Annotated in this window: 17 protein-coding genes and 1 other RNA gene; 5 read left to right on the forward strand and 13 right to left on the reverse strand. The window is 55.6% G+C overall.

What is annotated here, in order from left to right; genetic code table 11:
- Positions 1-117: 117 nt before the first annotated feature.
- Entirely contained in the window at positions 118-966 is an 849-nt protein-coding gene (locus tag JUF21_RS00085; protein ID WP_203623166.1) for a GRP family sugar transporter, read from the reverse strand.
- Between the two features lie 323 nt (positions 967-1,289).
- Positions 1,290-1,901 carry a VanZ family protein gene (locus JUF21_RS00090; protein ID WP_125756577.1) on the reverse strand — a complete coding sequence of 204 codons (612 nt, stop codon included), beginning with the start codon at positions 1,899-1,901 and terminating at the stop codon, positions 1,290-1,292.
- Between the two features lie 183 nt (positions 1,902-2,084).
- On the opposite strand from JUF21_RS00090, the gene JUF21_RS00095 reads away from it, so the two are divergent.
- The 3 genes from JUF21_RS00095 (at position 2,085) to JUF21_RS00105 (ending at position 5,820) form a co-directional block, all read left to right on the forward strand.
- On the forward strand, positions 2,085-4,325 hold the full coding sequence (locus tag JUF21_RS00095; protein WP_239061417.1) for an LTA synthase family protein: 2,241 nt from the start codon (positions 2,085-2,087) through the stop codon (positions 4,323-4,325).
- A 115-nt stretch (positions 4,326-4,440) separates the two neighbouring features.
- Positions 4,441-5,226, forward strand: a complete 786-nt coding sequence (locus JUF21_RS00100; RefSeq protein ID WP_203623167.1) for a hypothetical protein — start codon at positions 4,441-4,443, stop codon at positions 5,224-5,226.
- A 12-nt stretch (positions 5,227-5,238) separates the two neighbouring features.
- Positions 5,239-5,820, forward strand: coding sequence for a branched-chain amino acid ABC transporter ATP-binding protein (locus tag JUF21_RS00105; RefSeq protein ID WP_203662443.1), 582 nt, complete (start codon positions 5,239-5,241; stop codon positions 5,818-5,820).
- Positions 5,821-5,844: 24 nt separating this feature from the next.
- Here JUF21_RS00105 and JUF21_RS00110 read toward each other — a convergent pair whose 3' ends face one another.
- Positions 5,845-6,687, reverse strand: coding sequence for an aldo/keto reductase (locus JUF21_RS00110; protein WP_203623169.1), 843 nt, complete (start codon positions 6,685-6,687; stop codon positions 5,845-5,847).
- A 112-nt stretch (positions 6,688-6,799) separates the two neighbouring features.
- Between JUF21_RS00110 and JUF21_RS00115 the strand changes: the two genes are divergently transcribed.
- Complete coding sequence (locus JUF21_RS00115) at positions 6,800-8,113, forward strand: Y-family DNA polymerase (RefSeq protein ID WP_125756569.1); 1,314 nt, start codon at positions 6,800-6,802, stop codon at positions 8,111-8,113.
- Between the two features lie 142 nt (positions 8,114-8,255).
- On the opposite strand, the gene JUF21_RS00120 is transcribed toward JUF21_RS00115, so the two are convergent.
- The 4 genes from JUF21_RS00120 to JUF21_RS00135 form a co-directional block, all read right to left on the reverse strand.
- On the reverse strand, positions 8,256-8,759 hold the full coding sequence (locus tag JUF21_RS00120; protein WP_203623170.1) for a hypothetical protein: 504 nt from the start codon (positions 8,757-8,759) through the stop codon (positions 8,256-8,258).
- A gap of 129 nt (positions 8,760-8,888) precedes the next feature.
- Positions 8,889-9,323 carry an ACT domain-containing protein gene (locus JUF21_RS00125; protein ID WP_125756565.1) on the reverse strand — a complete coding sequence of 145 codons (435 nt, stop codon included), beginning with the start codon at positions 9,321-9,323 and terminating at the stop codon, positions 8,889-8,891.
- Positions 9,324-9,447: 124 nt separating this feature from the next.
- Positions 9,448-10,911 carry a cell wall metabolism sensor histidine kinase WalK gene (locus tag JUF21_RS00130; protein WP_203623171.1) on the reverse strand — a complete coding sequence of 488 codons (1,464 nt, stop codon included), beginning with the start codon at positions 10,909-10,911 and terminating at the stop codon, positions 9,448-9,450.
- Entirely contained in the window at positions 10,908-11,627 is a 720-nt protein-coding gene (locus JUF21_RS00135; RefSeq protein ID WP_203623172.1) for a response regulator transcription factor, read from the reverse strand. The genes JUF21_RS00130 and JUF21_RS00135 overlap by 4 nt, the downstream gene beginning before the upstream one ends.
- Positions 11,628-11,742: 115 nt before the next feature.
- Here JUF21_RS00135 and ssrA point away from each other — a divergent pair.
- Positions 11,743-12,112: a transfer-messenger RNA gene (gene ssrA / locus JUF21_RS00140) on the forward strand.
- Between the two features lie 263 nt (positions 12,113-12,375).
- On the opposite strand, the gene JUF21_RS00145 is transcribed toward ssrA, so the two are convergent.
- From JUF21_RS00145 to JUF21_RS00170, 6 genes are all read right to left on the reverse strand, one after another.
- Positions 12,376-13,185, reverse strand: a complete 810-nt coding sequence (locus JUF21_RS00145) for a recombinase family protein (protein ID WP_203623173.1) — start codon at positions 13,183-13,185, stop codon at positions 12,376-12,378.
- Positions 13,186-13,371: 186 nt separating this feature from the next.
- The gene (locus JUF21_RS00150; protein ID WP_203662444.1) at positions 13,372-14,724 is read right to left on the reverse strand and encodes an amino acid permease; all 1,353 of its coding nucleotides are present in this window, start codon (positions 14,722-14,724) and stop codon (positions 13,372-13,374) included.
- Positions 14,717-16,090 (reverse strand): amino acid permease, encoded by a 1,374-nt coding sequence (locus JUF21_RS00155; RefSeq protein ID WP_203662446.1) that lies wholly within the window; start codon positions 16,088-16,090, stop codon positions 14,717-14,719. The genes JUF21_RS00150 and JUF21_RS00155 overlap by 8 nt, the downstream gene beginning before the upstream one ends.
- Positions 16,091-16,237: 147 nt before the next feature.
- Positions 16,238-16,696 carry a hypothetical protein gene (locus JUF21_RS00160; RefSeq protein ID WP_203623176.1) on the reverse strand — a complete coding sequence of 153 codons (459 nt, stop codon included), beginning with the start codon at positions 16,694-16,696 and terminating at the stop codon, positions 16,238-16,240.
- Positions 16,697-16,739: 43 nt separating this feature from the next.
- Entirely contained in the window at positions 16,740-17,930 is a 1,191-nt protein-coding gene (locus JUF21_RS00165; protein ID WP_125756550.1) for an acetate/propionate family kinase, read from the reverse strand.
- Positions 17,931-17,943: 13 nt separating this feature from the next.
- The gene (locus JUF21_RS00170; protein WP_203623177.1) at positions 17,944-18,954 is read right to left on the reverse strand and encodes a class I SAM-dependent methyltransferase; all 1,011 of its coding nucleotides are present in this window, start codon (positions 18,952-18,954) and stop codon (positions 17,944-17,946) included.
- Positions 18,955-18,979 lie beyond the last annotated feature (25 nt).

An 18,979-nucleotide genomic window follows, 5' to 3' on the forward strand; every position in this document is an offset into this window, starting at 1 on the left:
CCTCCTATTGTCTTTGACATCTCCAACTTTAAGCATCGCCCTGCTAAAAAGCAAGAAAGCGGCTAGCAAAAGTAAAAAGTCCTACGCAGGTAACAAGCCCGCGCAGAACAGTTAAGACTACTTCATGATACCTAAAAGAACGCCGCCTGCAATAATCAGCACTGACCCCCAGGCAATCCAAATCATTTCCTTGTGGGTCTTCTTCTCCCCAAGCAGGAAGATCGAGCCAAACGTGGAAATCACGATGCCCATTTGCGATAAGGAGTATGCGACAGCCAGGCCAACATCGGCCATCGCCATCAGCATGAAGACGTTCCCGGTGCCCCAAAGCAACCCCGTGACCACATTTTTTGCGGTTGCTTTGGAAAAGGCGTGATGGCCGATCGAAAAGAGCAAGGCGCCAATGACCATGCCGACCGCCTGCGGCAGCACCACGGCACTGGCGCCAAGCGCGGCCGCTTTGACGACAATCGTGTACCCCGCGTAGCCGACAGTGGAGATGATCAGCGTGCGGATCCCGGCGCTGTAATTGGTGATGCCTGCCTCACCCGTTTTTTCCGTGCGCGACGTCAATACCGCACCGGCGATCAGGGCAAACAGGGCAAGCAGCCCCAGCACGACCATTTTGGTCGTCTGCCACTCTGCAAACAGCAAGGCCCCGGCCAAGGTATTAGCGACCAGCTGCATGCCGGTGGACATTGGGACGGTCAGCGACACCCCGATATACTTCATGGCTTGGAACTGCTGGCTCTGACCAAGACTCCAGAACAGGCCGGACAGAATACCGAACAGCCAGACCCGGGCATCGAGCGTTGGCTGCGCCACGATGAAGGTGCCAATACCGAAAACCAGGGCCCCAAAGGTCATCCCCAGCGTTTGTTGATAGGCGTTTCCACCGAGTTTGCCGCTGACCAAACCAATTGATCCCCAGGCAATCGCGGGGATCAGCGCGATAATAATTCCCATGAGTCGTCTCCTTATTAATGAATTGAATATTGGGCAAATAGTTAAAGACACAAGTATTCAGTCTATCGTGATTTCGTTTTCAGCACAACCCTACACGTCCTTGCAGGCATGGCCGCAAACGGTTTCTGAAGCCGGTTGCAGACAAGCTGGGGACGGCGGTGACCCGCCGCAAAGCGTGAGGTTAATCCGTGTCTGCAAACAGTATACCCCCGGAACCAAACTTTTTTTCAAATCAGCGCTTGCACAATCGATTTTTTCACCAAATGTAAAAAGCCGTACCTGCTTTCAGAAAATCTCATAAAAAAAACGGTCTTCTCAGACCGTCATTGCCGTTTACCCCGGCCAAACAGGAACCGATAGATGCCATAACCCAGCAGCCCGCCGAGGGTATTAAAAATCACATCATCGATGTCGGCGACCCCGGTGTACAGCACGAACTGCAGTGCCTCAATGACAACAGACAGCAAAGCCGCGCGCCAAACGACCCCAAATGGCCGCAGGCGGTGCTTGGTCATCGCTGGCAGACCAAAGCCGAAGGGTAAAAACCAAACCACATTGCCCAGCGACTGATACCACAAATCGACAGGACTGCCGAACCGCAATTTAAGCGTGTTGACCAACGGCACAAAATTAATGTCGCTGAGGGGGCGATGCAGATAAACCGGCCACTGCCAAGGAAAGTAGTGATTCCGAAACACCGTCAGCATCAGGAGCAGCAGTAGATAGCCGGTGAAAAAGAACCACCGCAGCTCCCCGCGCAGCCGCGGCTTTTGGTGCCGCAGCCGCAAGTAACCCCACCGCAGGACCAAGGCAATCAGCAAGTAGAACAGGGTCTTGTCCAAGCTATAAATCGCCAGCTTCACCAGTGGCCAATGATTGATGTGCCCTGCCAGCCGTGATTGGGCATATTGATATAATGGGCCCAGAAATAGCATGGCTGCCTCCGTTTTTGTTTCTTTAACTTGATTGTAGCAATGCGGGCCAGCCCCTCTTGATCAGCCTCAAGGGTTTAAATCATTCTTACAAAAAATCACTTTGGCGGCTGCTTGTTTGCCCCGTTTCGCTCATACAGGTACAATGACAGCGACTATTCTGTAAGGAGGCGCGCCGTGAAAGACCTGAGCAACCGGCTTAGAACGACCCGAGTAGGGTTTTTGATCATCTTATTGACCTTGCTCTGGGTAAAGACGGAGTTCGCTTATTACGTCGACTTCACGCTCGGCGCCGAAGGGCTGCTGCAGCAAGTGCTGCAACTGATCAATCCGCTGGGCATCGCCGCTTTCCTGCTGGGCCTGGCCCTTTACCTTAAAAAACCACGTCGCGCTTACGCCTTGGCAATCGTGGTCTACGTGCTGCTGACCATCTTGGTCTTTGCCAATGTCCTGTACTACCGAGAATTCAGCGATTTCATGACGGTGCAGACGATGCTGGGCGTCTCCAAGGTGAGTCAGGGGCTTGGCACCAGCACCTTAAACATGCTGACCCCACGCGACTTAGTTTACTGGCTCGACGTCGTGCTGGTGGTCTTGGCCTACCTGATTTACGGCTTGCGCAACCTCTGGCGCTACATTCACCACGAATCCCCGCAGTGGCCTCACTTTGGCCTCACTTTGGACCCCCGTCCAGTCGCTTATCACCTCGCCCAGGCCGTGTCACTGGTCGCCGTCGCTTTTTTTGGCGTCACCATGGCAGTCAGCGAATTGAACCGGCCCCAGCTGCTGACCCGCAACTTCGATCATAATTACACCGTCAAGTACCTGGGGTTGGTGCCGTTCACGGCTTACGATGGCTTCCAAACCGCGCGCAACAATCAGGTGCGCGCCAGCGCCGACAGCGCCGACATGGACAAAATTTTGCAGTACACCCAAAGCCATTACGCCGCCCCTAACGTCAGCTACGAAGGCACGGCGAAAGGCAAAAATGTCATCATCATCCACCTGGAGTCGTTCCAGCAATTCCTGATCGGCCAAAAGGTGGACGGCCAAGAGGTCACCCCGTTTTTAAACTCGCTGATCAAGCAGAAGGACACGCTGAGCTTTGATAACTTCTACCATCAGGTCGGGCCCGGCAAGACCTCCGACGCCGAGAACATGCTCGAAACCAGTACGTTTGGGCTGGCCTCTGGCTCGCTATTTTCCGCGCTCGGGACGGATAACACCTTCCAGGGTGCGCCCAGCCTGCTGCAGCAGTACGCCGGCTACACCAGTGCCGTGTTCCACGGCGGCGTGGGCACCTTCTGGAACCGCAACAACGTGTACAAGAGCCTTGGGTATAACTACTTTTTTGATGGCAATTTCTATAATCATGACGCCAACACCCGGACCGCCTATGGCATCAAGGACAAGCTGCTATTCGGCGAGACGGTCAAGTACTTGGAACACCTGCAGCAGCCGTTTTACGCCAAGGTCATCACGACGACGAATCACTACCCGTTTTTCATCACCGATCAGGATTCCGATTTTCCCGAGGCCAACACCGATGACGCCTATATCAAAGGTTACTTCCGAACCGCCCACTACCTCGACCAAGCGCTGGCAGAGTTTTTCACCTACCTGAAAACGTCTGGGCTGGAGAAAAACTCGCTGGTCATGCTGTACGGTGACCACTACGGCCTGTCGGACGACCGCAACAAGAACCTCGCCGCCATGCTGACGCCGGACGCCAATCCCACGGCCGCCAAGCTCACCAACGACGCCACTGCAGACGACTGGGACGCCTTCGACAACGCTCAGCTCCAGCGCGTGCCTTTGATTTTCCACATGCCGGGGCTCAAGGGCGGCATCAACCACACCTACGGCGGCGAGATCGACGTCTTGCCGACACTGCTCCACCTGCTTGGTGTGAACACGCAGCATTTTGTCCAATTCGGCACCGATCTGCTTTCCCCGCAGCATGACACCACCGTCGCCTTTCGCGACCATGACTTTGTCACCCCGCGCTACACCGTGCTCAGCGGCAGTGTCTATGACAATAAAACCGGCCAACTGGTTAGCCTGCCAGCCGCTGAGCAGGCCAAAATTGACGCAAAACAAAAGCACGTCGATCAGGAGCTGGCGCTTTCGGACACCCTCGCCAACAAAAATCTGCTCCGCTTTTACGTGCCAAAAGGCTACACCCCGGTCAACCCGGCCCAGGCCGACTTTTCGCAGAGCTTGGCGCAAATGATGCACGTGGAGCAACAGGCCGGGAAAAAGTCGACCTCGGTGTTCAGCCAAAACAATGACCAGTCAACTATGTCTGACTTCAGCACTGACGCCCCCGAGGTCGCAAATGATTCGAGCGTGCTCAGCAGCTACCCTGCCAAGGTTGCCGACCAAGCCAATGGCGAGGTCCGGCCATCCAAGCAAACCGGCAAATAACCTTGTTTGGCTCTGATGTGAATCAGGGCCTTTTTTGACACCCACTTTTTCGCGTCGGCTTCACACTTTGTTCAAAACTGCCCGTTATACTTTGAGTCAAAAGGTGGTGACAAGCATGCGGTTCATGGAGCGCGTAACCAGTGCCATTCGATATCGTAAACGCATTTACTTCGGCGAATTGCTGCTTGCCGCCCTGTTTTGTCTCACCAGTCTGGCGTTATGGACGCTTCGCCACGCCAATGCCAACATGCGCCAAGGCTTTCTCAACCGCCTGGAGATGCTGACGACCAATGGGCAGACGACCTCCAGCCGAGTCGTGCAAGCCGTCAAGGCCGGCTATGCCTCCCTTGATGGCCGGTATGTGGCTACGTGGTGGCTGGCAGTTGCGATCACCTTGCTGCTGAGTTTTGGCTTCGGCTGGTGGTCCGCACACAACCGGCGGGCAGAGTCGGAAACCTACCTGATCTTGGGCAAAAGTCCGTTTGACGTCGCTGCCCAATACGTGGTGGAAAGCCTATTGGTGTTTGTCGGGGCCTTCCTGTTCGTCGGATTGGTCACATTCTTGCTGAGCGACTCGCTCAATCACCTGCTGATGACGCAAAGCCGCAACGCACTGACCGCCGAGTTCAGCCGCACGGTGTCCAGCAGCACGGCGACCCAAAGCCTCAAGGCACTGTTTGAGCACAAACTGACTGAGTTTACCGGCCCCGGGCTCTTCTTTCCTGGCCCGCCGCCGAATGCCCCACAGCCGTCGCACCAACTTTATGGCTTTGTCCCGACCCTGCTGACCGGGTGTGGCACGATTATTTTAGGGCAAGGTACTGCCGCGCTTGCCGAATTGAGTTTACTCAGGCGGCAGCTGCTGCACACCGCGTCTTCAACCGATCAAGTCAATTCTTAAGGAGCCTTGTCTATGACGCTTTTTCATCCCCAAATGGCACAAAGTTTCCGCGATCATGTTCAGACCCTCTTCGCGCCGGGAACCACCAGTTTTGTCTTTGTTTCCGCTGACTCGCTGAGTCAGACGTTCGCCGCCTACACCCAGGCTTTTGTCAGCGGCGGCTGCACCAAGGCGCTGGCCCTGGTCGATGAAACCGACACCGGCATCGTGCCCTATCTGTCGGTCCGCGCCAACCTGCTCATCAACAGTCGCGGCCCGGCCCTGAACCAGCTGCCCGAAGCGCTGCGCCAAGACACCCTGTTCTTAGATCAGCCCGCAAGCCAGCTGACCCCAGCGGAAAGTCTTTATGTCCAATTCTTCCGCGGCCTCATGGGCAAACGGTCCGTGATTTTGGCCAAAGGGTTGCCCGCCGTAATGGTGCCGACCGAGACGCGTGCCTTTCTGAGATTCGCCAACCAGGCGCTGGCAGGCACCCACTCACGGTTTGTGATTCTCACGGCCGATCAAAGCTTGATCGACGCCCATCCAGACCACAGCTTCACCCGCGCCCCCAGCTTGGCAGCCGCGTCAGATGGCACCAAAAAACACGCCTAAAAATCAGGCGTGTTTTTTATTGTCTCAGTACCGGTTATTGTCCTCACCTGGTGCGGTGTCCTTCAGGCTGTCCAGCGTCTTCATGTCTTCAGCACTGAGCGTAAAGTCCAACTCGGTGTTAGCTTTAATGTGCGCCGGGCTGGTCGCCTTTGGCAGCGGCAGGAGCCCTTTTTGCAGGACGTAGCGGATCGCCACCTGAGCCACCCCGGTGCCGTAATGCGCAGCCACGGTTTTGACCGCATCATTGTTGAGCAAGAAGCCGGTTGCCAGCGGTGAAAAGGCCTCGACCAACAGGCCGTTCTCCTTAGCACACTGGACGTTGTCATCTTCGGTAAAACCGATGTAATACTGCAGCTGCAGCGCCATTGGCTTGATCTTGCAGTGCGCGTACAGGTCCTCCTGGTCGCGCACGTTGAAGTTAGAAATCCCAATCGCACGCACTTTTTTACTGGTGTAGAAGGATTCCATCTGGGCCCACACCGTCCGGTTCTGCACCCGGTAGTCGGCCCCAAACTCCTCCCACGGCCACGGGGCGTGGATCAGGTACATGTCGATGTAGCCGAGGTCCAGCCGCGCCATGGACTCCGCAAAGGCTTGTTGTGCTGCCTCCGCCGTCTTCGCACCTGCCGGAAGCTTCGAGGTCACGAAAATCTGATCGCGAGGGATCCCAGAATCGCGGATCGCCTTGCCCACGCTTTCCTCGTTGCCGTAGCCATGGGCCGTATCAATGTGCCGATAACCCTGGCGCAACGCCTCAGTCACCGCCTGATAAGCCTTGTCTCCATTAGGAATCTGCCAGGTCCCAAAGCCGACCTGCGGGATCTTGACCCCATTTGGCAGGGTGTATGAATCTGTTAATACTGACATTCTTTCACCTCATTTTTTAATCTGAACATTAAAATTATAGCACTCACTGCGAATCAAATTGCTTGCCAAAATAGAACGTTTGTTCGTATAATGAACCTCGAGGTGATTGGCGATGAGTGAACCGTCTATTTATGCAAACGAGCCGCACCGGGTCGTTTTTTTAATCGATAATAAATCCTTCTACGCTTCCGTTGAGGCGGTCGCCCGCGGCTGGGACCCGCTGAAGGTCGCCTTAGTCGTCATGTCTGAGCAGGAAAATACCAACGGCGGCCTGATTCTGGCCACCTCGCCGATCGCGAAGAAAGAGTACGGCTTGCAGGCAAACGTCAGCCGCCAGCGCGACCTGCCCGATGACCCGAACCTGATGGTGGTCCCGCCGCGCATGAACCTCTACATCCAGCGCAATCTGCAGATCAACGACATCTTTCGCCGCTTCGTCGCCGATTCGGACCTGTGGCCGTATTCGATCGATGAGTCGGTGCTGGACCTCACGCACTCCTGGCGCCTTTTTGGCAAGACGCCACGGGAAGTCGCCAAGCGCATCCAGAAGGCGGTGTACCATGCGCTGGGCCTTTACACCACCGTCGGCATTGGCGAAAATCCGGTCCAGGCCAAGATTGCCTTGGATGTGTACGCCAAACATCAGCCGGATCTCATTGGCGAGATCTCCTACGCCACGGTACCGGAAAAGCTGTGGTCGATCGACGACATGACTGCCGTGTGGAGCATCGCCGACCGCACCGCCGCGCATCTTAGGCGGCTGGGCATTACCACGATTTACGAGCTGGCGCACGCTAACCCTTACCTACTGGAACAGGAAATGGGTATCATCGGCCAGCAGCTGTTTGCCCTGGCCTGGGGCATCGATCGCACCACCATCGCCAAGCGCGTGGTGACTAGAGCACCAAGCATCGGCAACTCACAAGTGCTGCCACGCGACTACGCGATTCAAAGCGAAATCGAGCTGGTGATCAAGGAAATCGGTGAGCAGGTGGCCGCCCGGCTCCGCCATCATCACAAGAAGGCCGGCAGCATCAGCCTCGGCATTGGCTTTTCCTATGCGGCCGCAGAGGCTTCAGGCAAAAGCGGCTTCAGCCACGCACTGCGCATTTTCCCCACCAATCGCAACGATGAGCTGAACGAAGCCCTGATCATGCTGTTTCGCCGCTACTGGCATGGCGAGGTGATCCGCAACATCGCCGTGTACACGGGCCGGCTGGGTCCAGACACCGGCGAGCAGCTCAGTCTTTTGCAACCGGTGGCCGAGCAGGTCCGCACGACCGATTTGGCCCGCACAGTGGACACACTGCGCACGAAATTTGGTTTCACGGCAGTCGTCTACGCCAAAAGTAAACTGCGCGGCGGCACCGCGATTCAGCGGGCCAGCCTGGTCGGCGGCCACAACGGCGGCAACAGCTACGAATGAGAACCCAAAATCGGCGCCAGACATAATAAATCAACGTCCAAGTACACAAGGGCCTCTGCATCGCGATTCTAAGAACGAACCGCGGCTCAGAGGCCCTTGTGTTTTGGGCTAAAACCGCTTTATGGCTCAGCCGCGTTTTCAGTTAAAGTGAGAAATGGTAATCCTGGTCATCCGCCAGGCGCATGACTTCCTCAACGTCCAGCCCGTACTGCTCGCTGACCTGATGCAGCAGGTAGTCGCGCAGCTCGTCGTGAAAGAATCCTTCAAGGGCGTGGTCGAAGGCGGAAAACCAGCTGCCCCCGTGGTGATGTGCGATGACGGTCTCATTTTGCAGCTGGCGCAAGATTTGACGACCGGTCAAGTTGATTTTGATTGTCAGCTCACGCTTGACCCCGTTATCCAGCACATGCAGCGTCGCCTGATGAAAATGGGCAAACCAGAGGCCCACCAACAGAAGCGCCGAAAGCAGCGGGACACCAATCAGTCCCAGAACAAGCAGCGGCGGTACCAGCCCCAAGGCAATCGGGGCGCTGACCCCCGCAAAAACCACCGAGATCAGTAGAATCATTGCCACCAGCAAAAGCGCCGGCAGTACCGCGACCAGTGCGAATAAAACACCACAAAACAGCTTCACAATCCGGCTCATTCAGAAAAGCCCCCCAACGACAATAATCGTCTCAGACAACGCAGGTCACTCCCATAACCCACGTTTGTACTTGCAAATTAGAATATACCTCATTAAATTCACTTGCAAGTTTAATCTAACGATTTGGCGCTACTCCACTGAGATCAGAGTCACATCGGTCACTCCGCGCGACTTTTTCAAGGCGGCGAGCAGACTGTCAACCGTGCCGGTCAGGTTACTGATATCGAAAGAAATCACGACGCTGGCCCAGTCGTGAATCGGAATGTTCTGGTTAATGGTGATAATCGACGCATCGGCGTTGGACAGCGTCGTCAAGACCTCAGACAGGATCCCGCGATCATGGTGAAGCATCAGCGAAATCACGGCCTTGCGCTGAGCCAGACCGGCGTCAGGCAGGAACACATAATCCTTGTACTTGTAATAAGTCCCCCGGGAGATGCCCACCTGCTTGACCGCTTCTGAAACCTGGCGGACCTGACCGTTTTCAATCATCGTCCGGGCCGCGATGACCTTCTCAACCACGTCAGGCAAAATTGAACTATCGACGATATAGTATTTTTCCACAGTAAATCCTCGATTCCCTATCAAATAGCCCTATTGTATCACGTGTGGTGAACAGTTGCGCACAGAAAGTCCGGCCTAAACCACGAAAACACCCAAGCCAACTGAAGTGCGCTTGGGTGTCTGTTTATTTCGTATGCGTAATGGGCGCCTGCTTCGGCGCAGTCTCCTGGTCCGGGAAAGCAACGGTGAAGGTCGTCCCCTCACCCTGCTTGGACTGCACATCGATTGTGCCGCCGTGCAGCGTGACCAGTTGGTGCACGATGGCGAGCCCCAACCCGGATTCGCCGTACTTTGTGTTCTTCCGGGATGGGTCGGCTTTGTAGTAACGTTCCCAGATGTTTTTAACCTGGTCTTCAGTCATCCCGATGCCGGTATCGGCAACGCTCAATTCGGTTTGATGGTACCCTGTTTTGGCCGTGACCGTGATCGTCCCGTTTTGAGTGAACTGAATCGCATTTTGGATGATGTTGACCATCACCTGAACAAACCGGTCACGGTCCGCGTAGACCTGAACGTCCGGACTGGCCTTGAGCACGAGTTTATCCTTGGCGTCTTCCGCCTTCTGCTTGAGCTGGACCTTGATCTCGCCCAACGCTTCGGTCGCGTTAAACGTCTGTTTCTTCAGCAAAATCTGGTTAGTCCGGATCTTCTCGTAGTCCAGATTTTCGTTGACCAGGCGAATCAGCCGGTTGGTTTCATTGCGCATCAGCTGAATGGACTCGCCCTTACTTTCCTCAGGAATCGCATCGTAGGCCAGCCCTTCCAGCAGGCCGTTGATGGTCGTCAGCGGGGTGCGCATCTCATGCGCGGCATCAGCCATGAACTGGCGGCGGCGCTCCTCTTGGCGGTGGATCTCCGCCTGACTGTCACGAAGCGAGCCGACCATGTCTTGAAAGTCGTCGGCTAGACCGGCAACCTCATCATGCGTGCGACTGTTGATCTTGACATCGACATCGTAATTGCCTTCCGCGACTTGGTGCGTGACCTGCCGCAACCGGTTGATCCGGTTGACCTGGTACCGCGCCAACACATAGCTGAGGACAATGGCGACCAAAAGCGACAGCAAAAAGGCGATGAACAAATTATACTCAGTTCGGCGCAGCGAGCTTTGGATGTTATCGACCGGCGCGAAGGCTGCGATCACAAACAGCAGCTTGCCAGACAAAAAGACTGGCTTGTAGTAAATGGTCATGCTCTGCTGTTTGCCGTTGCGCGGGTTCGTGGTGAGCTCCGGCAGCGCCACGGCGTCGCCATTTTCCAGCTGCTTCCAGTACTTACCCGCGATCGCGGTGGCCTGACCCTCAGCTGTTTGCGGATAGCGCACAGTATTAGTGGCATCATAGATCATGAAGTGGACATTCTGCTTCTTCAGAATCTCCTCGGAGTGGGCGATAAATTCCGTGTTGATCAAGTAGGTGTTCGGATCCACCGCGTGATCCTTGAGCACGTCGGTGTATTCCTCCAGCTGATCAAAGCTGTTCTGCCACACCGTGCTTGAGGTCGAGCGAATGAACATCACCGAAATAATCGCCATTGCGACGATCAGAACGCCGAAAAACGCCAGCATCTGTTGATAGAGCAGTTTCACTGGTCCAACCCGGAATCGTCAAACTTATACCCGACTCCCCAGACCGTCTGGATGATTTGCGGCCCGGCCTTTTCGATTTTCTGGCGCAGCTTTTTGATGTGCGCATCCACGGTCCGCTCGTCACCGTAATACTCATAGTCCCAAACCAGCTGCAGCAGCTGCTCACGAGAAAAGACTTGCTTCGGGTTCGCCGCCAAGGTGTGGAGCAGGTCAAATTCCTTAGGGGTTAGGCCGTCAATCTCCTTGCCGTCCAGGAAGGCCTCACGCGTTTTCGTGCTCAGCTTGAAGTGATCCGTGACCACGTCAAAGTCGCCTTCGCTTTGCTGCTCTGCCGCGGCCGGCTCGACGGTCTCTGCCCGGCGATGCAGCGCCTTGATGCGCGCCACCAGCGTGATTGGCGAAAACGGCTTGGTCACGTAGTCATCCGCGCCCAACTCCAGGCCAAGCACCTGATCGCTTTCGGAGTCCCGCGCCGTCAGCATGATCAGCGGTACGGTTTTGGACAGCTTCCGAATCTCCTGGGCCACCTCCATGCCGTCCATTTTCGGCAGGTTTAAGTCCAGCGTAATGATGTCGAAGGAGTCCGGCGCCGCCTTAAACATGGCCAGACCGGACTCGCCATCGTAGGCATTGTCGACCTCCCACTGCTCCTTTTTAAAAAACATGTCCATCATCTGGGCAACACTTTCATTATCTTCGATCATCAAGATTTTCATTTAACAGCCTCTTCTAATTAGTCGTTCACTATCTCATTATAATTCCAGCGTAGCACGCTGCACAGTTCTTTGACAAAGGTTTTAACAGCGTGATAGGATGTAGTTTGCGAGTTATGGGGACGTAATGGTCTCGACATTGGTCGTTTCGCCAGTGGTGCACTCCGGAGGCTCGGCTCCGTCATCAACGGAACACAGTTTTAACTGCAAACAATAATGAATCATCTTACGCTCTGGCTGCCTAACAACAGTCTTTAGCGTGATCCTCCCGGTGTCGCACTAGCGCCGGATCTGGGTCTCAATCAATAGTGCTACGGGTCGCCTTCCCACCTGAAGGCGCGGCCAAGAGATAATCAGGTTAGCATTGTGCCGTTAGCCCTGCGCGTCGGCGCTCGCGCAATGCGAAATCCGAAGTAGGCGCACTATGAGTGTAGAGCTGTTGGTAGGAAGGCTGATGGACAGGGGTTCGATTCCCCTCGTCTCCATTGTTAGTGAGTATTGGTTTGTATTAAACGCCATAAATACCGTGAGAACGGGTTTATGGCGTTTTTGTTTGAGTCAGAATTGCATTGTTTAGAATTCCAGGTGCACATTCAGTACACAGACAGTATCTCGCACGGGTACGAAATACCCGCTATTAAATTATGAAGATTTTATGATAGCAACGACTAGTTTCTGAACAAAAACCTGCCGAGTCAATGGCCGGAAACTGTCAAACCCAAGCTAATTCTCCAGCTTCGTATTTTAGCCACTATTTGGGAGTGGACTCGCCGCCCTTAGCCGGGTCACCAAAATACTTTTCAATCTGGGCGGCCATCTTGGCCCTTTCGGCGGCTGTCACGTCGTCAACCCCCGCCGGCTTTTGATCATAAATCGGGTCTTCAACAGGCCAACTACCATCCGCCTGAGCTTGTGCAACAATTGCCCGACCGCCTTCACCCAGGCGGTCATAGGCGCTGGCTGCACTGATACCGCCATCTTCCGCATACGCCTGAATCGTTAGCTTTTCAGTTCGATAGGCTCGCGAGATCGTCGACTGCGAAACACCGAGCAGCTTGGCGACCTCAGCCTGCGACTTGCCGGCTTCGTCGATCAGTTGGAGCATCTTGCGCGTTTGCTCTGGTGTGAGTGCCGGCTTGCGGCCCTCACGATAGTCGGGGTTGTGCGCCTTAGCAAAATCCTTGCCCGCCTGGGTGCGCTCAACAATGCCGGTGTTTTCCATCTCCACGACTGCCGCCAAAATTCTAACAGTCAGCCGCCCAACGATTGTGTCGTCGATCACACCTAAATTAAGGACGTTGAGGGCAACGCCTTTTTCCCGCAACGTCTTAATCAGATTCAGTGCCTCGCTCGGGCTGGCAGTCAGCCGACTCAGTCTCGTCACCGTGATCGTGTCACCCTGCCGCACCTGGTTCAGCAATGAATTGAGGCGGTGCCGATTCACGCGCTTGTTGGTGTATTTTTCTTTGAAAACCTGATCAACGCCATATTTTTTGAGCTGCGCAACCTGCTGACCAACTGTCTGAGCTGCTGATGTGACCCGTGCATAACCATAATTCATGCCTGCTACCTCCTGCCATGAGAATGACTTTTGCATATAAGTTATGAATAATCAGGAATATTCTACTGCCTTGGTGTCAGTTAGTCAATCACGACTAGTTGACCGCGAACAAAAACGCACCGGCAAGCTCGCCGATAAGCAAATTTGCTTATCACCCGCGCTAACGGTGCGTTTTCACTTACTTACTCACGACTTCTTTGGATGCTGCAACTGGGCCAGCACTGAGAGCGCCAGCAGCAAGGCCAGGGCCGCGGCAGTGGCGATGGCAGTGTCCCGGCTGAAAAACATCACCACGAAGACAAAGCCTAAAAAGGCCAGGACATACCAATCACCAAGTGGGAACAGCGGCGCCGAGAACAGCCCGCGTTCGGGGTGACGTTTCTTATGCCGCAAATGGGCGATAATGATCATCATCCAAACAAACAGGAAACAGACTGTGGCAACGCTTGTGACAAGGGTGAACACAGAGGCCGGCAGCACGGCGTTCAGTGCCACTGCGACGGCGATGACCCCACTGCTGACCAGCAAACTGCGCACCGGGACCTGGCGCCTTGACAGTTTGGCCAGTGCATGCAGCCGTGGTCGGGTGATGCTGAGTTCAAACAACAAACGCCCGGCACTGTATATTGCCGCCATGCAGGCCGAACCAGCGGCTGTCAGCACCACGAAGTTGACAATGCTGGCCGCGGCGGGAATGTGCAGACTATTGAACACTTGCACAAACGGGCTGCCGTTTGCCGCAACTTTTGACCACGGAAATATACTCATTAGGACAATCAACGCACCGACGTACAGCACAATGACCAACACAGGCAGCGAATTGAGCACCCGCGGCAGTGTGTGCTTCGGATCATGGGTCTCGGCGGCCGTTAGCCCCACCTGCTCGATGCTGGTGAAGGAGAAAGCCACCATTTGAAAGGACAGCATGAAGCCCCACAGCCCTTTGGGAAAAAGGCCACCGTGGCTGGTCAAGTTGGCAAGACTTGCTGCGCCTGCAGTGGTTGGCGCGTGGCCAAAAATCATGAATGCGCCAATGACAATCAAGGCCCCAATCGCGACGACTTTGATCATCGAAAACCAAAACTCGAACTCGCCAAACGACCCCACCGCGCTCAAGTTGACTGCCAGCAGCAGCACCAGTGCAACCAGCGCCGGCAGCCACTGCGGTAGGCTTGGCCACCAGAAGCGGATGTAGACCCCAATCGCCGTGACCTGCGCCATCGCGATCGCGACCCAGCAAAACCAATAAGTCCAGCCGGTGACGAAAGCGGCTCGAGGCCCCAGGTGATGCCGAATGAGATCGAGAAACGACCGGTCACCGGAATCGGCCAGCAGCAGTTCCCCCAGCGCTCGAAGCAGGAAAAAACACATCACGCCGGCCAGCAGGTAGGAAAAAATAAGCGCCGGACCGGCGACGTGAATGGATTGGCCCGCCCCCAGGAAAAGGCCGGTGCCGATTGTGCCGCCGATGGCCATCAGCTGGATGTGCCGAGCGGAGAGGTTGCGGGCAAGTTCGTCTTGAGTGTTATGGTCAGCCATGCAATGATCCTTTCTGTTCGTGCCGGTCGTGCCAGACCCGGCCAAAGGTGACGAGCATCACCCAGGCCGCGGCAAGCAGCGCCGGAATCGCAGTCGTTTTAGACATAAGCATGATAATAGCAACTGCGATAAAGAACAGCAAGACCAAATAATCGCCTACCGGATAAAACGGCGCCACATATCCTTGCGCGTGCGGATTTTGCCGGCGATAACGGATGTGCGCCAGGATGATCATCCCCCACACGAACAGGAAACTGGTCGTTGCGACACTTGAAATCAGCGTGAACACGGCACTGGGGAGGAAAACATTGAGCAGCACTGCGATGGCGATCAAAGCCGCCGAGCCCAGGATCGCATTGGCCGGCACCTGCCGCCGGGACAACCGTCCAAACGGCTTTAGGACTCGGTTTTTGGTGCCAATGGTCAGCGAGAACAGCATCCGCCCGGTGGTGAAGAGGCTGGAGTTGCAGGCCGACGCCGCGGCCGTGAGAACCACGAAGTTAATGATGTCAGCGGCGGCCCTGATGCCCACATTACTGAACACCTGAACAAAGGGGCTCGAGTCCGGTGACACCGCAGACCACGGATAGATACACATGATCACCGCCAGCGCACCCAGATAAAACAGGATCACCCGCACCGGCAACTCATTGATGGCCTCAGGAATCACCTTTTTCGGGTTGGCCGTCTCCCCAGCGGTCATGCCGACCATTTCGATGCCCGCAAAACTAAACGTCACCATCTGAAACGACGCTAAAAACCCGCGCACGCCTTTGGGGAAAAAGCCGCCGTAATTGACCAAATTGGACACAGCAGCGTGCCCGCTGGCAGTCGGATAATGGGTCGCGATCATCCAGCAGCCGATAATAATCAGCCCGATGATGGCCCCCACTTTGATCAGGGCAAACCAAAACTCGGTTTCACCGAATACGCCAACCGAAATCAGGTTCATTAGCAGCAAGATTACCAGCGCGATTAGCCCCGGCAACCACTGCGGCAAGCTCGGGAACCAGAACCGAATGTACAGCCCAATCGCCGTGACTTCTGCCATCGCGATCGCCAGCCAGCAGATCCAGTAAGTCCACCCCACAACAAACCCCGCGCGCGCGCCAAGGTAACGCTTGATGAAGTCGACGAACGAATGCTGCGACAGATCGGACATCAATAGCTCGCCCATCGCACGCATCATCAGGAAGCACACGAGCCCGGCAATCAGATACGCCAAAAGGATCGAAGGCCCGGCGACGTGAATCGACTGGCCCGCTCCAAGAAACAGGCCCGTCCCGATGGTGCCCCCGATCGCGATCAGCTGAACGTGGCGCCCTTTTAAACTGCGTGATAGCTCTTGTTCTGGTTTGGCTTGCATGAACTTCCCTCCGACATAGTAGTTCCATTGTAATAGCCGATTTACCGCCATTCAAAGTCAAGCATGCCGGTTTCACACAAAAGCCGCGGCCTCAACGCGATGAGACCGCGGCTGTATTCATTTTCTTAATTATTTGATGAAATTATCTCACTCATCAATGATGACCCGCGCGGGATCCATTCTTTTATCCAAAAATGCCTTGAGGACTGCCGGGGACTGCGACAAACGCAGCTTGGCAATCGTCACGCTGCCGACCATTGGCGCCACCTCGGTCAACCCCGTCGGCAGCACCGTGAGATGAAGCGCCGTCAGCGTATTCAGCCCGCGGACCGCCCCAATTCGCGTGATCAGGGAATCGGCGGTCACGCCATTGCGCCAAAAGCCGAACAGTCCCAACATCCCGGTGATGAAGAAGCCGCTGATGTAGTCGGCTGGCGTGCGACTAGTCAGCACCGTGAAAATACCGATCATCACCGCGGCCGCCCAGTAAAACCACTGGAAAAAGCGGTTGGGCCGGGCCGTGAACACCAGCTGCGTCCGCACGTAGACCAGCACCGCGGCGGCGATCACAAACACCGCGAGATAGACATAACTAAAAATCGTCATTGGGCTCCCCCATTCAAAAAAACGGCCACAGGGGCCGCTTTGTCTACTTGCCGAGGCGCACCACGTCGCGGGCAATCATCAGCTCTTCGTTGGTTGGCACCAACAGCACCTTAACCTTGGAATCGTCACTGGAAATCAGGCGTTCCTTAGCCATGACGTTGTTGCGCTCGTCGTCGATCTTGGCGCCAAAGACAGCAAGCCCATCGATGATCCGCTTGCGCATCACGATGTCGCCTTCGCCCATGCCAGCGGTAAAGACCAGGGCATCAACACCGCCCATTTCGGCGATGTAACCGGCGACGTACTTGATGATTCGGTTAGCAAAGATGTCGATGGCCAGCTGCGAAGCCGGGCGGGTATCGCGGGTCTTTTCAAGCTCACGCATATCCGGGGACAGACCTGACAGCGCGTAGATTCCCGACTCCTTGTTCAAGATATCGATCATCTTTTCGGGATCGGTGATGTTGAGTTTTTGCATCAAAAACGCCACCAGTGAGGCGTCGATGTCGCCGCTGCGGGTACTCATGGTCACCCCAGCCAGTGGCGTGAAGCCCATCGAGGTATCAAAGGACTTGCCGTCTTTTTCCGCCGTGATCGACACGCCGGAGCCCAAGTGCATGGTGACCATTCGCAGGTCTTCCAGCGGCTTGCCCAAGAGTTCAGCAGCGCGGTGGGACACGTAGCGGTGACTGGTGCCGTGCGCGCCGTACTTGCGGGCGCCGAATTTTTCGTAGTATTCCGGCTTAATGGAGTACAGGTAATTCATCTTTGGCATCGTCGTGTGGAAAGAGGTATCAAACACGCCAACTTCCGGCACGCCGGGCAGCAGCTTCATAAAGGCGCGCACCCCTTCTGCTTCCGCTGGATTATGGAGCGGCGCGTATTCGGAAAGGGCTTCAACTTCCTTCAAAGACTTCTCGTCGAGCTTCTCCGACTCCTTGAAGCGTTCGCCCCCCGCGACAATGCGGTGGCCGACGCCCTGGATCTCCTGGTAGTCGCTGATGATTTTCAGGTCCAGCAGCGCCTTGAGCAGCATATCCACGGCCATGTCCGCGGTGGGAATGTCCTGGTTGACCACGTACTTCTGGCCGTCGCCGTACTTGACCTTAAATTCGGAATTCGGCAGCCCCATGCGGTCGACCATGCCCTCGGCGATGACTTTTTCTTCAGGCATGTTGAACAGTTTCCACTTCAGAGTTGAGCTACCGGCATTAATGGCTAAAATTTTTGGCATTTGAACATCTCTCCTACGCTAGATTTTGAGCGGCCCAGCTGTGCACTGAGTCGATGAATTTACTGAATGCATCCCGATCGGTAAGCTCAGGGAACGACCCGATCAGCACTTGCTTGGCCTGCTTAGTTCCGGCTCCTGGCTTTTGCAGGATCAACAGCGACTTTTGCGCCGAAGCCTTGGCAAACAGCGACTGCGGCAAGTTGAGCAAGCCTTGAAAGTGGGCACTGGCCGTCAGCCAGGCCGTCAAGCCTTCTGCCTCACTCGACTGGAACACCGTGCTCGGTACGAAAAATAGCCCGAGGCCGCCAGCTTTCAGCGCCCGCAGGCTCTGCTCGATCAACAGGTGGTGCGCATACGAGTGCCCGCTTTTGGCCGCAGTGGCAAATTGCTTAGCTCGCTCATCAAGCGGGTAAAAGCCCACTGGCAGGTCGGACACGACAAGCGCCGCATCGTGGGTCGCAAGCGGCCCCAGTGCGTCCTCGTGCAGCAGCTCAACATCTTGGTGTTGCATCTGGCTGCTCATTCCCGCAAACGCCAGCAGCGTCTCGTCGTTATCGACACCCACGCCTTTGACCTTAACATTCAGGGCTGTTTTCAGCTGATTCATCACTGCAAACAGCAAGTTCCCCGTCCCCACCGCCAAATCGGCAACGGTGAGCGCCTCAGGAACCGGCTGCAGGAAGACACTGGCAATAAAGGTTGCCAGCTCGGCCATCGCATCCGGCGTCACTTGCTTATTCGGTTCGATAGCATCGATTTGAATGGCTTTGACCAGGACCAGCTGCAACGCCTGCCGGCATTCCTCGGCGGTAAAAGTGGTCAGATCCAGAGGATCAAAAATGGCGGTCAGCTTGCTGACGGTCCCCTGATCCGGCACGCCGTCTTGAACGGTGATCGTGCCGGCAAGCAGGTCCTCACCCGCCTCTGTTGCCGCCTCAAAGTAACTAGTCTTGACCTGCTTATGCAGCAGGCTGGTTGCTTGATCCAGTGCCTGATACAGTGTTTCCATGTGCTCGTTGGCCACGCTGTTGCCCCCTTATAATCGTACA

Source organism: Lacticaseibacillus sp. 53-4, from assembly GCF_016861805.1.
GTDB lineage: Bacteria > Bacillota > Bacilli > Lactobacillales > Lactobacillaceae > Lacticaseibacillus.

Bases quoted from the DNA above. Each gene is read 5' to 3' on its own strand.
- JUF21_RS00085 (WP_203623166.1), bottom strand. From the start codon at position 966: ATGGGAATTATTATCGCGCTGATCCCCGCGATTGCCTGGGGATCAATT.
- JUF21_RS00090 (WP_125756577.1), bottom strand. From the start codon at position 1,901: ATGCTATTTCTGGGCCCATTATATCAATATGCCCAATCACGGCTGGCA.
- JUF21_RS00100 (WP_203623167.1), top strand. From the start codon at position 4,441: ATGCGGTTCATGGAGCGCGTAACCAGTGCCATTCGATATCGTAAACGC.
- JUF21_RS00105 (WP_203662443.1), top strand. From the start codon at position 5,239: ATGACGCTTTTTCATCCCCAAATGGCACAAAGTTTCCGCGATCATGTT.
- JUF21_RS00110 (WP_203623169.1), bottom strand. From the start codon at position 6,687: ATGTCAGTATTAACAGATTCATACACCCTGCCAAATGGGGTCAAGATC.
- JUF21_RS00115 (WP_125756569.1), top strand. From the start codon at position 6,800: ATGAGTGAACCGTCTATTTATGCAAACGAGCCGCACCGGGTCGTTTTT.
- JUF21_RS00120 (WP_203623170.1), bottom strand. From the start codon at position 8,759: ATGAGCCGGATTGTGAAGCTGTTTTGTGGTGTTTTATTCGCACTGGTC.
- JUF21_RS00135 (WP_203623172.1), bottom strand. From the start codon at position 11,627: ATGAAAATCTTGATGATCGAAGATAATGAAAGTGTTGCCCAGATGATG.
- JUF21_RS00145 (WP_203623173.1), bottom strand. From the start codon at position 13,185: ATGAATTATGGTTATGCACGGGTCACATCAGCAGCTCAGACAGTTGGT.
- JUF21_RS00150 (WP_203662444.1), bottom strand. From the start codon at position 14,724: ATGGCTGACCATAACACTCAAGACGAACTTGCCCGCAACCTCTCCGCT.
- JUF21_RS00155 (WP_203662446.1), bottom strand. From the start codon at position 16,090: ATGCAAGCCAAACCAGAACAAGAGCTATCACGCAGTTTAAAAGGGCGC.
- JUF21_RS00160 (WP_203623176.1), bottom strand. From the start codon at position 16,696: ATGACGATTTTTAGTTATGTCTATCTCGCGGTGTTTGTGATCGCCGCC.
- JUF21_RS00165 (WP_125756550.1), bottom strand. From the start codon at position 17,930: ATGCCAAAAATTTTAGCCATTAATGCCGGTAGCTCAACTCTGAAGTGG.